The organism is Lonsdalea britannica (genome assembly GCF_003515985.1).
In the GTDB taxonomy this organism is placed as follows: domain Bacteria; phylum Pseudomonadota; class Gammaproteobacteria; order Enterobacterales; family Enterobacteriaceae; genus Lonsdalea; species Lonsdalea britannica.
In genome coordinates, this window is sequence record NZ_CP023009.1 from 2,969,603 (window position 1) to 2,981,334 (window position 11,732).

The 11,732-nt window shown below is 57.3% G+C and carries 13 protein-coding genes and 1 pseudogene; 9 read left to right on the forward strand and 5 right to left on the reverse strand.

What is annotated here, in order from left to right:
* The first annotated feature begins 3 nt into the window (after positions 1-3).
* From sctL to CKQ53_RS18800, 8 genes are all read left to right on the forward strand, one after another.
* Entirely contained in the window at positions 4-600 is a 597-nt protein-coding gene (gene sctL, locus CKQ53_RS13695) for a type III secretion system stator protein SctL (protein ID WP_094118519.1), read from the forward strand.
* Positions 601-830: 230 nt separating this feature from the next.
* Positions 831-1,058 (forward strand): serine kinase, encoded by a 228-nt coding sequence (locus tag CKQ53_RS13700; RefSeq protein WP_118895090.1) that lies wholly within the window; start codon positions 831-833, stop codon positions 1,056-1,058.
* The gene (locus CKQ53_RS13705) at positions 1,045-1,479 is read left to right on the forward strand and encodes a type III secretion system chaperone (RefSeq protein WP_094118722.1); all 435 of its coding nucleotides are present in this window, start codon (positions 1,045-1,047) and stop codon (positions 1,477-1,479) included. Before CKQ53_RS13700 ends, CKQ53_RS13705 begins: the two co-directional genes overlap by 14 nt.
* Positions 1,472-3,523 carry a type III secretion system outer membrane ring subunit SctC gene (sctC, locus tag CKQ53_RS13710; RefSeq protein ID WP_094118723.1) on the forward strand — a complete coding sequence of 684 codons (2,052 nt, stop codon included), beginning with the start codon at positions 1,472-1,474 and terminating at the stop codon, positions 3,521-3,523. The genes CKQ53_RS13705 and sctC overlap by 8 nt, the downstream gene beginning before the upstream one ends.
* Before the next feature lie 18 nt (positions 3,524-3,541).
* Complete coding sequence (gene hrpT, locus CKQ53_RS13715) at positions 3,542-3,727, forward strand: HrpT family type III secretion system protein (RefSeq protein ID WP_094118724.1); 186 nt, start codon at positions 3,542-3,544, stop codon at positions 3,725-3,727.
* Positions 3,724-4,095 carry a hypothetical protein gene (locus CKQ53_RS13720; protein ID WP_085652871.1) on the forward strand — a complete coding sequence of 124 codons (372 nt, stop codon included), beginning with the start codon at positions 3,724-3,726 and terminating at the stop codon, positions 4,093-4,095. Before hrpT ends, CKQ53_RS13720 begins: the two co-directional genes overlap by 4 nt.
* A 160-nt stretch (positions 4,096-4,255) precedes the next feature.
* Complete coding sequence (locus tag CKQ53_RS18795; RefSeq protein ID WP_244200953.1) at positions 4,256-4,780, forward strand: hypothetical protein; 525 nt, start codon at positions 4,256-4,258, stop codon at positions 4,778-4,780.
* A complete protein-coding gene (locus tag CKQ53_RS18800) occupies positions 4,777-5,244 on the forward strand; it encodes a harpin HrpZ family protein (protein ID WP_244201052.1) in 468 nt (155 codons plus the stop codon). Before CKQ53_RS18795 ends, CKQ53_RS18800 begins: the two co-directional genes overlap by 4 nt.
* 324 nt (positions 5,245-5,568) lie before the next feature.
* Here the strand turns inward: CKQ53_RS18800 and CKQ53_RS13730 are convergent, their stop codons facing one another.
* Entirely contained in the window at positions 5,569-5,748 is a 180-nt protein-coding gene (locus tag CKQ53_RS13730) for a hypothetical protein (protein WP_085652873.1), read from the reverse strand.
* Between the two features lie 438 nt (positions 5,749-6,186).
* Between CKQ53_RS13730 and cysB the strand changes: the two genes are divergently transcribed.
* A complete protein-coding gene (gene cysB, locus CKQ53_RS13735) occupies positions 6,187-7,161 on the forward strand; it encodes an HTH-type transcriptional regulator CysB (protein WP_085652874.1) in 975 nt (324 codons plus the stop codon).
* 57 nt (positions 7,162-7,218) lie between these two features.
* On the opposite strand, the gene nth is transcribed toward cysB, so the two are convergent.
* From nth to rsxB, 4 genes and pseudogenes are all read right to left on the reverse strand, one after another.
* Positions 7,219-7,854 (reverse strand): endonuclease III, encoded by a 636-nt coding sequence (gene nth, locus CKQ53_RS13740; RefSeq protein WP_085652875.1) that lies wholly within the window; start codon positions 7,852-7,854, stop codon positions 7,219-7,221.
* Between the two features lie 149 nt (positions 7,855-8,003).
* Positions 8,004-9,023, reverse strand: coding sequence for an RnfABCDGE type electron transport complex subunit D (locus CKQ53_RS13745; RefSeq protein ID WP_118895092.1), 1,020 nt, complete (start codon positions 9,021-9,023; stop codon positions 8,004-8,006).
* A complete protein-coding gene (rsxC, locus tag CKQ53_RS13750) occupies positions 9,024-10,958 on the reverse strand; it encodes an electron transport complex subunit RsxC (RefSeq protein ID WP_139824062.1) in 1,935 nt (644 codons plus the stop codon). It lies immediately after the preceding gene.
* Positions 10,959-11,027: 69 nt separating this feature from the next.
* A pseudogene (rsxB, locus tag CKQ53_RS19075) lies at positions 11,028-11,519 on the reverse strand (electron transport complex subunit RsxB); the annotation flags it as partial.
* Positions 11,520-11,732: the final 213 nt, after the last annotated feature.

The window sequence follows — 11,732 nt, forward strand, 5'->3', positions numbered from 1 at the left end:
AGGATGCTGACACGAAAACGATTGAAGCTGGTTACCGGTACGGAAACCATGGAAGACACGGTAATTAAAGCGGTCCGGTTACAGCAACATCACCGGGGACTTGAGGTGATTGAGACGGCCGAACGGCAGGCGAAAGATCTGCTGGCGGAAGCAGAGAGCCGGGCGCAGGAGGCGGCGGGGCGAACGGTTCGTCAGGCCGAAGCGCGTTTTCTGCGTCAGGCGGACGATATTCTGCGCGGATGGCAACAGGAGCGAGCGTTGATGGAAGCCTTTGTCGCCGAACAGGCGGGTCAGGTGCTGAGCGATGCGATGCGCCAGCTGGTGCAAGATATCCCGGACGAACAGCGCACTTCCGCATTGCTGCGTCAGCTGTTACGCAATCAGAGCGGAGAAGGCCGTGGCGTGCTTTATTGCCATCCTGAGCAGCAGCCGCAGGTGGCGGACTGGCTGAAAGAGCACGCGCACCTGGGCTGGCAGTTAGCCATCGACGACGTGCTGGGTGAAGATGAACTGCAACTGATGACGCCACAAGGCGTGATGAACCTCAGCTGGCGCCGCGCGGTGGAACAGCTGATCCCAGCGCCTGCTTCTACGCCTTAGCCGCCCCGAACGTCGCGTCATCTCCGATGGCGACGCTCCGCGTTTCACCTTCAGTCCGCCTGATCGGACTGAAGGAATGCCAATGCTTTAGGACCGGCGTTGACTCGACTTTCCCTCCTGATTGCTCGCCGCGAGTCCTCCTGAGTACGAACTTTCACTTTCCCCGGGAACCGCCGCCTGTGAACTGGCCACCTAAAAGGCAGGTTCAACAACTCACAGGGGTATTCATCATGTCTTCATCGGTGGGATTACAGCGTCGGCTGGATAACGCATTTGTAGATGCGCAGTCTCAGTTGGATGCGATGGCGTTGGATGTCGCGGAAGGAGGGGCCAACATGGCGGACAGCCATGCCTTTTTCGAAGCCAGTATGGACTACGCAAACGCCAACTGGGCGACCGGACAGCTGCTGAGCGTTAAGCACGGTCTGGCCAAGGCCATCATCAATGACTTCAACTGAGCTCATTTACCTCCTCGAACACTGGTTAAACCGCTTGGGCGGCCCGTTAACGCTGGCTATTGACGGCGGCCCGGTAGTGCTGACCCGCTACCCGCGCGGCATCGGTTGTTCTGCGCGGTTGACGACGGCGATCGAGGTGAATGATGCCTTACTGCAGCAGGCGCTGGTGTGCTCATCCGCCTCGGTGCTGCGCTTTGGTTTGCAGGCGGCCGCGCTGGCCTACGCCAAAGAGGATAAACAGCTTTGGCTGCTGATGCGGCACGCGCCGGATGAAGCGCAGGCGCTCTGCCGCACGCTGGAAATGCTGGTGAATCAGCGGGATGCATGGCAGGGCCTGTTGCTGCCGTCACGACGCAGTAGCGCCCTCCCGGTCACTAACCTCCACACGCTGGCCTGGTCGCAAGGAGATTGGCATGCGTAACCTGATCTACTCATTGTTATTCACCTTTTATCGCCTGTTTTGCTGGTCGCTGGTGTTGATTGGGATGATGCCGATAACGCATGCCGCGACGCCGTCAGCCTGGAACAAGGGCGCTTACGCCTATTCGGCGGACAACACGCCGTTACCGCAGGTTTTACAGGATTTTGCCGACAGTCACGGCGTTGAACTGCGGCTCGGTCAGATCCCGGATAACGCGGTCAACGGTAAAATTCGGGCGGACAGTCCGGTGGCTTTTATCGACCGGCTGGCGCTGGAACATCATTTTCAGTGGTTTGTGTACAGCAACACGCTGTATGTCAGCCCACAGGATGAACAGACGTCGGTGAGTCTGGAGATCTCGCCGGAGGCCGCGCCGGATCTCAAACAGGCGCTGACCGGTATCGGCCTGCTCGATCCGCACTTCGGCTGGGGGGAGCTGCCGGAGGAGGGTGTGGTGCTGGTCACGGGGCCACAGGAGTACGTCAATCTGGTCAGCAGCTTCGCCCGTAAGCGCGAAAGTCGGGAGGAGCGCCACAAGGTGATGAATTTTCCCCTACGCTTCGCCGCTGTGTCTGACCGCACTATCCACTATCGTGACCAGACGCTGGTGATCCCGGGCGTCGCCACCATCCTGAACGAGTTGATGGATGGTCATCGTTATCCGCCCGTCGGCGCCACGGCTGCCACCAGCGGCACCAATGCCGCCGCGGGCGGCGGATCGGAGGCCGGTGATGCCAACAAAGCGCTGGAGGGCGAGGCCCGCAACATGCTGACGCGCTGGGCCACGCGCACGCCTCCCCGCAGTCGTGACGGTAAATCGACGCTGGAAGGCAAGGTGTCTGCCGACGTGCGTAATAACGCGTTGCTGGTCAGGGATGACGAGAAACGGCGCGCCGAGTATCAGCAGCTCATCGACAGCATCGATGTGCCACAAAATCTGGTCAATATCGATGCGGTGATTCTCGACGTCGACCGCACGGCGCTATCGCGGCTGGAAGCCAATTGGCAGGGAAAACTGGGGTCTGTAACCGGCGGCGCGAGCTTAATGTCCGGCTCCAGTACGCTGTTCGTCAGCGATTTTAAACGGTTCTTTGCCGACATTCAGGCGCTTGAGGGGGAAGGCACGGCGTCTATCGTGGGGAACCCATCAGTGCTGACGCTCGAAAATCAGCCCGCGGTCGTGGACTTCAGCCGTACCGCATTCATTACCGCGACCGGCGAACGGGTGGCCGATATTCAACCGGTCACGGCGGGCACCAGCCTGCAGGTGACGCCGCGGGTCATCGGTAAAGGCGATCAGAGCAGTATCCAACTGGTAATCGATATCGAGGACGGTCAGTTGGAGACCAACGCGGAAGGCAATGCCGCGGGGGTGAAGCGCGGAACGGTCAGTACACAGGCGCTGATTGGCGAAAATCGCGCGCTGGTGCTGGGCGGCTTTCACGTTGAGGAGAGCGGCGACCGGGACCGGCGCATCCCGCTGTTGGGCGACATCCCGTGGATCGGCAAGCTGTTCACCTCCCGGCGACATGAGGTGTCCCGACGCGAGCGGCTGTTTATCCTCACGCCGCATCTCATCGGCGATCAAAACGATCCGACACGCTACGTGTCTCAGGATAACCGCCGCCAGCTACAGGAAGCGATGGGCCGCGTCACGAAACGCAACAGCAAAACCGATCTCTACGGCATGGTGGAGAACGCGCTGCGCGATCTGGCCAGCGGCCAGACGCCCGCCGGATTCCATGTCGATAGCGCCGGTAGTCGGCTCAATGAGGTCTGCCAAAGTGCGCGCGGGCTGGTCTACGAGAGTGGACGGCACCAGTGGTACAGCAATGAGGTGGTCGCGCTGACGGTGGGCGTGGTGAAAAATCGCGGACGTCAGCCACTGCGTTTTGACGAGGCGATCTGCGGCGGTCGTCGCACGCTGGCCGTTGCCGCCTGGCCAAGAACCACGCTGGCGCCGGGACAGTCGACGGAAGTCTATCTGGCGCTGCTGCCTGCCCGTCTAGCCGCGCCGACGCGTCCTTCTCTGATTCAACCTTGATGCTTTAAGGAGAAAAGCATGTATTACAAGCTGTTCTTGTTGTGCTTTGCGCTGTTGCTGAGTGCCTGTGCGACCAAAACGCCGCCGGCGCGGTGTGCGGACGTGTCCTGCCGTCCGCAGCCCGATGACCATCAGTTGGTGATTTGGTGGCAGCCAGACCTGCGAACCGGCGTGGCCGATTCTACCCAGGTCACTCTGCCATGACCGACAGCACGATAACCGACGTTGAGAGCGGTGCGGCGTTTATCGCCGCGATGAACCGCCAGCAGCCTACTCGCTGGCAGCCGCAGTCCGGTATAGAACTGCGTTTTCAATATGGCGAGAGTGGGGGCTGGGCGCTGGAGCTTTCGATCCAGCCGGGCAGGCAATACCCCGGGCAGTTACGGCAGATTTTGGGGCGTCGCTATGACCGGGATGCCGAAACCGAAGGTGCGCACATCTTCCTGCGGGAAACCAACGTGCTGACGATTGGATGGCAGCTTTGGCAACCGGCGGTGGAGTATCCGCAGGTGGTGCGTGCGCTGTTTCAACTGGCGGGCGTGGAGTGGAGAGAAATGGAACGAGCGGATTGATCGCGATGAAATCATCACGGCAAGGAACTGTTCCACGGCTGAAGTCACTCACTTAGCAGTACCGGACAGGCGTTCGCCGCAGGTACTGGCGTTATGACGCGACGTTGCGTACGTCATAGCAGGACATCGCCACGACTCATCAAATGGATAAGGAAACAGCATGATTCAAATCTCAATCAAGAGCACTCCCGGCGCGGATTTCGGATCTCAAGCCTCGGGTGTTGAAGGCTATCAGTCTCTGTCCGGCGGAACGGGAACGCAGGGCAGTAGCAGTGCCAGCGCCGACCAGCTGAGTAGCATTATTGATAAACTGACCGACCTGCTGACATCTCTGATGTTTGCCAACCAAGGGCAGTCAGCCACGACGCAGAGCGGTTCACAGAACAGCGGCACAGGGACGAAAGGCGCGCAGTCAACCGTCGATACTCAGGATTCTGATGCCATCGATAAGCTGTTTTCCAAGGCGCTGGAGAACCTGCTCGGTAGCGATACGGTTAACTCCCTGAGCCAGTCCGGCAGCAATAGCGGATCGCTGCTGAGCGACAGTCAGGCAACCGAAGGCAACAGAGACGCCTATAGCCAAGGCGTTAAAGATGCGCTGACGTTGTTGCTGGGGAATAACTCAGGCGGCAGCGCAAATACGTCGTCATCGCTCTCTCTGGGGGGAATGGTCTTCAGGGGCTGAGCAGTACCTCGGATTTCAACCAGCTCGGCAACGCCGTCGGTTCCGGCGTGGGTAAAAGCGCAGGTTTGCAGGCGCTGAATAATATCGATACCCATCGGGATGGCGTAGATCGCAACTTTGTTAACAAAGAGGATCGCGGCACGGCCAAGGTCATCGGGCAATTGATGGATCAATATCCTGAAATTTTTGGCAAGCCGGAGTACCAGAAAGATAACGCGTCGTCGCCGGTACAAGACGACAAAAGCTGGGCGCAGGCGTTGAGCAAGCCGGACGACGACGGGATGACCAGTGAAAGTATGGATAAATTTAAACAGGCCGTTGGCATGGTGAAAAGCGCGCTGGGAGGTGATAGCGGCAACAGCAATCTGAACCTGCGCGGCGCGGGCGGTTCTCTGTTGGGTATCGATGCGGCGGTCGCCGGAGAGAAGATCACGAATCTCTCACTGGCGAAGCTGGCCGCCTAACCGCTCTCGGGTACGCGTCAGCACCGGACATGTGGTTGTTCCAATATCACGTCGCTGTGTAGTGATCGAGACAAAGATAAATGCTCGGCGATACGGGAATTGAGGGCAATGGCATGTCGCGGCGAGAGAGTTCCTCAGGCAAGGCAGTTCTTCACCCCGGCGCTGCCGGGGTGTTTCATTCGGCATTCGCCCAGCGTCTAATTCTTTGACGCGCCATCGATATCCCGCGCGATTTAGGCTGAAAACAGGTATTTGTTCCTGAGGAGCCGCGGCTAAGGATCGCCTATCTCTATTCAGCGTATCTCGCCCTGACCACGATGAGCGCTATATTTCAAACCCCGGCGCGACTTCCTTGATTGGTTTTTTACAGGCCTCTAACTGAGAAGCCTGCGGATTTTTTGCTGAACAGTCGGGTTTAAATGGATTGAGAGTGTCGCGATTAAAATAGATCAGCAACAGCAATAGAATGAGGGCGATTCGACGGAATCGTTTATATTTTTTCATCGGTTATTCGTTAATTTGTTTACGTGGCGTTAACATTTTACAAAAGCCTCACGGTAATGTCTCCTCGCTTGACGTCGTTTCTTCTTTCCCAGACGGCTTTTCCTCACCAAACCGGAGGTAAAACACGGTCCGGACCTCTTTTCAAGCACGCCAAAAACTGTGCGAGGTCAAGAAAACGTCGGTTTTTTTGGGATTTGAGAGGGCGGTGCGTAATCTACGTGAAGCCGGGAAACATGGCATAAGGTAAAATTGCGTTGATTAAGTCGACTTTTTCCGAACAAAGTAAAAAATAAGTTATATAAAAAATGTGCTTATGATTAAATTGCATTTATATGGCAGGGATTTATGCCGTTGTAGTTGATGTACTAGTCTGTCATTGCAATAAGCGTCCAAACATAAGATGTCGTGCGCACTATTCAATTTAGAATGGGATAAATTATGAAATTGCAACAGCTTCGTTATATTGTTGAAGTTGTTAATCACAACCTGAACGTCTCCTCTACAGCGGAAGGCCTTTACACCTCCCAGCCGGGTATCAGTAAACAGGTCCGGATGCTGGAAGATGAGCTTGGGATTCAGATTTTTGCACGCAGCGGTAAGCATTTAACACAGGTGACACCTGCCGGGCAGGAGATTATTCGTATTGCCCGCGAGGTGCTGTCCAAGGTCGAAGCCATCAAAGCGGTCGCCGGTGAGCATACCTATCCGGATAAGGGATCGCTGTATATCGCCACAACGCATACGCAGGCCCGTTACGCGTTGCCAGAGGTGATCAAAGGCTTCATCGATCGCTATCCGCGCGTGTCTTTACATATGCATCAAGGCTCGCCCACGCAAATCGCGGAAGCGGTGGCGAAGGGTTCGGCTGACTTCGCCATCGCCACTGAAGCGCTGCATTTGTATGAAGATCTGATCATGTTGCCTTGCTATCACTGGAACCGCGCCGTGGTGGTCAAGCCCGATCATCCGCTGGCGTCGAAGACCAATATCACCATTGAAGAGCTGGCGGCCTATCCGATTGTGACGTACACCTTCGGATTTACGGGACGTTCCGAGTTGGATACGGCGTTTAACCGCGCAGGTCTGTCGCCGAGGATCGTATTCACCGCCACCGATGCCGACGTCATCAAAACCTATGTCCGGTTGGGTTTAGGGGTGGGGGTTATCGCGAATATGGCGATCGATCCGCAGGCGGATCCTGATCTGGTCAAGCTCAATGCCGACGACATCTTCAGCTACAGCACCACGAAAATCGGCTTTCGACGCAGTACATTCCTGCGCAGCTACATGTACGACTTCATTCAGCGCTTTGCCCCTCATTTGACGCGTGATGTCGTGGATACCGCTATCGCGCTGCGGTCGAATGAAGAGATCGAAGCGATGTTTAAAGACGTGGTGCTGCCCGTCAAATAATCGCGCGTTATTCGTGACGGCCAAAGCATTTTAAGCTTTGGCCGTCACGATAATCCCTTAGACGTCGACCTTGTCTTTAAACTCGCAGAGATCTTCGATTAAGCACGAACCACAGCGCGGCTTGCGGGCGATACAGGTATAACGTCCGTGCAGGATCAGCCAGTGGTGGCAGTCTACTTTAAATTCCGCTGGCACCACTTTCAGCAGTTTCTCCTCTACTTGCTCCACCGTTTTTCCGGGCGCAAAACCGGTACGGTTGCTGACGCGGAAAATATGCGTGTCGACGGCGATAGTCGGCCAGCCAAATGCCGTATTCAGCACGACATTCGCCGTCTTTCTGCCGACGCCGGGGAGCGCTTCCAACGCGGCCCGATCTTCAGGCACCTGTCCCTGATGATGTTCAATCAGCATCCGGCAGGTTTTGATCACGTTCTCCGCCTTGCTGTTAAACAATCCAATCGTCTTGATATAACTTTTCACGCCATCCACACCCAGCGCCAGCATGGCTTCCGGCGTATTGGCGACCGGATACAGCTTGGCGGTCGCTTTATTGACGCTGACATCGGTCGCCTGCGCTGAGAGCAGCACGGCGATCAACAGCTCAAAGGGGGAGGTGTAGTGAAGCTCCGTTCTTGGTTCCGGATTGTTGTCCCGTAATCGCGTCAGTATGGCCAGTCGTTTTTCTTTATTCATGATGATGCAGTCGAGCCTTATTTAGAGACCGAAATGGCATGTGTACTGGGGATTGCCCAGGAAAACCTTATTGAACCGCCGAGAGAACGCCGTCTCCACGACGATATGCCTGACGGCAAGCTTGTCGTTTAGCCCCAGCATTATCACGTTCAACGGAAATGCGCCGATATTCGTGGTTGCGTTAGGCGATCTATCAGTGGAACGGCCAGATTCGCCACTAGTACAGCAAGGGCTATCCCTTCCGGATATCCCCCATAGGTTCGGATAGCCCACACCAACACGCCGGTCAGCGCGCCAAACAGGATGCGTCCCTTCCTGGTCGTCGCCGAAGTCACGGGGTCGGTGACGATGAAAAAAGCGGCCAGCAGCGTAAATTCAGAGAAAAGATGCAGCGACAGCTGGGCGCAGACGTCCGGCTGAAGCTGTCGGCCAACCAGGGCGCAAAGCGATAGCGCCAGCAAAAAACTGACGGGAATCTGCCAGCGAATAATACCCCGTGCTAGCAATAACAGGCCGCCAGCCATGAAGGCCAGATTAATCCATACGCCCTGCATGGGTGCGGAGAAAAAGTTGAAGGCGGTGGGGCCGAACTGGGCGGCGAGGGTTTCTCTCGCCGAGAGTGCGTCGGCCTGGGGATTGTACCCGACAGGATGCGGCAGGGTGAATACTGACGGGATCAACGCGTGATGATGAGTATAGAGGGTCTGGAGCGCGCTGAGGATATCTTGCGGTTCATTCGGCGCATGACCGTGAATGAGCGAGTTAGGAAATGCCAGCATCAGTAGGGCATAGCCCGCCATGGCGGGGTTAAAGCGATTATGCCCCAAACCGCCGGAGAGCTGTTTGACGCTGACGGCTACCGCCGTGGCAAGGACGGCCCACCACCAGGGTGCCAGCGGTGGTAGGATGATGCCGATCAGTACCGCGGTTAAAAGTCCCGAATTGTCTTTGGACGTTGCCGCGATGGGATGTCTTTTAAGTGACAATGTCACGGTTTCAACCACACGCGCAGTTATCATCGCCAGGAGTATCTGCAGGAGATTGCCGTAGCCAAAAAAATAACTCTGTAGGGCAATACCCGGAACGCAGGCCAGGATCACCCATCGCATGATGCCGGACGTCGTCTGCCGTTGATGCACCAACGGCGCGCTCGCAATTCTAAAAGCCATTTATTCCTCGTGAGGCTGTGGTTCTGTCTGAGATCCCTGTAACGCCTGCGCCGCTTTACGCGCTTTGACGCGGGCGATAGCGGCGGCCACGGCGGCTTTGCGCGGGTCATGTTCTGACTCGGCATTATGCGTCGCTGGCGTATCGGCATTCGCGACGTCGATCGGAGAGGCGTCAGGTAAAAACGTCTGCTGCTGCGCTGCTTTACGCGCTTTGACGCGAGCGATAGCGGCGGCTACGGCGGCTTTACGCGGATCGTGTTCTGACTGACGAGGCTGCGTGGCATCGTCAGGTACTGCGGACGGAGGGGCAGCAACTGCTGCGGGTTGTTGCGTCATCATGGCTTCCGCCTGAAGCGCCTTAGCCCGTTCAATGGCCGCCGTGACGGCAGCGCCGGGTTTGCCGGAGGTGACAGAGGTTGTGTCTATCGCAGGCGTAGCATTCGCGGCAGGTACAGCGGTCGTTTTAGGTGCAGACACGACGCTCGTTGTCGCGTGCTGATGGCGTTGTTCCCGCGCTAATTTCTCACGTTCCAACCGGGCTTTTTTCGCCACAAAACGCGCTTTGGCGTCGGCGGCACGTTGGGCTTGCTGTTCCCACGACCGAATTTCGGCTTTTGACTGGCGAAAGTATTGCACCAGTGGAATCTGGCTGGGGCAGACGTAAGCGCAGGCGCCGCATTCGATACAGGCGGACAACGCGTGCTGGCTCGCCTGTTCATGGTTGTCGTCACGAATGAATTTAAACAGCTGTTGCGGCAGAAGGCTCGTCGGGCAGGCATCGGCGCATTCGCCGCAGCGGATGCAGGCCTGCTCCTCCGCCTCAGGCTGAATTTCATCCCGTGAGGGTGCCAATATCGCACTGCTGGCTGGGATGATCGGGACATCCAGCTCCGGCAGCGTGAACCCTGTCATGGGACCGCCCACGATGACCATCGGCTGTCCGCTGGTGACGCGGTAGCCTGCCTGACGCAGAAGGTAGCGTACCGGCGTACCAAGCAGAGCCCATACGTTGCCGGGCTGTTGAAGGGCCTGACCCGCGACCGTCACCACACGTTCTGTCAACGGTTCGCCGTCAATCACCGCGCGTTTCACCGCATAGAGGGTACTGATATTCTGCACAGCAACGCCGAGGCGGGTGATGGGTTGACCCTGGGGAATGGTTTTCCCGGTGAGTATCCGTGTCAGCATGGCGACCTCGCTGGACGGATAACGGGTCGGGATCACCCGGATATGTATGTGCGGCGAGGCGTGCAGCGCCTGTTTCAGTGCGGCAATCGCCTGTGGCTTATTGTCTTCGATACCCACCAAAATTCGCTGAGGCGCGTAGAGATGATCCAAGATGTCGATACCCACGGCCAGCTCCGCCGCACACTCTTGCATCAAGCGGTCATCGGCGGTGAGGTAAGGTTCCGATTCTGCGGCGTTGATGATGAGCGTATCGATGTTACCCGGCGCATCCGGCCAGGGTGACGCCGTGGCAAATCCGATGCTGCCGAGCCCTGCGATCCCCGCCTGATGCAGATGATCGCGCAGTGTTTGCGGCGTGAGCTGCCGATAGTCTGGTAAAGGACGACGCTCCGCCCAGCGATCGTCGCCATCCGGTTTCAGGATCAGGCTCAGTTCGGGAAGCCCGGAAGGATGTGTGGCGGCGTGGTAGCGAACCGCCTGTATTGTCCCGGAGGTGGGAGCATGGACCGGCACCGTTGGGCCGAGACTGCGTGTCAGCGGCTGGCCTCGCAAAACCTGTTCGCCAACCTGCACGCACAGATCGCTGTCCGATCCCAGATGGGAGGTGAGCGGCACGATCAGGCGGTCAGGCAGCGGCAGACGACGTAAGGGGATTTGATTCGACGACGATTTCATTTGCGGCGGGCGAACGCCGCCCTTCATGGGCCAAATCCGATTTTTCCCGAAGGCAGTCAGCACATTAAACATGATGTCCCCCTGTAAAACGCGTACTGGGATCGCGTTCAGATCCCAGTTCCAGCTGTCGGGGCCGGGGGGAATCGGGTCCAGCGTAATGCAGTCGGTTGGGCAGGGTGAAACACATAAATTGCAGCCGGTACATAGATCGCTGACGACGGTGTGCATAGCGCGTGCGGCGCCGACGATGGCGTCAACCGGACAGGCTTGAATACATTTGGTGCAGCCGATGCAGCGGCTCTCATCAATCCGCGCGACCTGTCTTTCCGGTTTGCCCGGCATCGCGTCATCCGGTAAAGGCTGTGGCTCAACGTTCATCTGCTGAGCCAGTTTGTGCATCAGTGGCTCGCCTCCCGGTACGCATTTATTAATCTGTTCGCCGTTTTGGATCATGGCTTCTGCATAAGGGCGGCAGCCAGCATAACCGCATTGGCGGCACTGTGTTTGCGGGAGCAGATCTTCCAGCTGTTCAACGGAGGGGGAGTCTGTCGCAGAGAACGTCGGCGTGAGGCGTAGCCGAGCATCAGACTGGCCGTCAGCGTCAGCGCGACGAGTACGGCTATCGTCATCCAAAAATTCATCATCACCATTTCACCAGTCGGGTAAAGCCCGTAAGAGCCGACACGTTCGCCAAAAAGGCGCCAACCGGTAGCCGCGGGTATTCGCTCATTACAGTACTTACAAAATAAAACCGACGTATTATCCGGCATTGTCCTTGCTTCGACAACCTGAACGCCTACCATCCTGACCTGCCGGAGACTGAACGATTAAGTTGTGGTCACCTAT

Excerpts from the sequence above, each read along its gene's own strand:
- CKQ53_RS13730 (WP_085652873.1), bottom strand. The coding sequence starts at position 5,748 with ATGAAAAAATATAAACGATTCCGTCGAATCGCCCTCATTCTATTGCTG.
- CKQ53_RS13705 (WP_094118722.1), top strand. The coding sequence starts at position 1,045 with ATGACTTCAACTGAGCTCATTTACCTCCTCGAACACTGGTTAAACCGC.
- CKQ53_RS18795 (WP_244200953.1), top strand. The coding sequence starts at position 4,256 with ATGATTCAAATCTCAATCAAGAGCACTCCCGGCGCGGATTTCGGATCT.
- sctC (WP_094118723.1), top strand. The coding sequence starts at position 1,472 with ATGCGTAACCTGATCTACTCATTGTTATTCACCTTTTATCGCCTGTTT.
- rsxC (WP_139824062.1), bottom strand. The coding sequence starts at position 10,958 with ATGTTTAATGTGCTGACTGCCTTCGGGAAAAATCGGATTTGGCCCATG.
- hrpT (WP_094118724.1), top strand. The coding sequence starts at position 3,542 with ATGTATTACAAGCTGTTCTTGTTGTGCTTTGCGCTGTTGCTGAGTGCC.
- CKQ53_RS13700 (WP_118895090.1), top strand. The coding sequence starts at position 831 with ATGTCTTCATCGGTGGGATTACAGCGTCGGCTGGATAACGCATTTGTA.
- cysB (WP_085652874.1), top strand. The coding sequence starts at position 6,187 with ATGAAATTGCAACAGCTTCGTTATATTGTTGAAGTTGTTAATCACAAC.
- nth (WP_085652875.1), bottom strand. The coding sequence starts at position 7,854 with ATGAATAAAGAAAAACGACTGGCCATACTGACGCGATTACGGGACAAC.
- CKQ53_RS13745 (WP_118895092.1), bottom strand. The coding sequence starts at position 9,023 with ATGGCTTTTAGAATTGCGAGCGCGCCGTTGGTGCATCAACGGCAGACG.
- CKQ53_RS13720 (WP_085652871.1), top strand. The coding sequence starts at position 3,724 with ATGACCGACAGCACGATAACCGACGTTGAGAGCGGTGCGGCGTTTATC.
- sctL (WP_094118519.1), top strand. The coding sequence starts at position 4 with ATGCTGACACGAAAACGATTGAAGCTGGTTACCGGTACGGAAACCATG.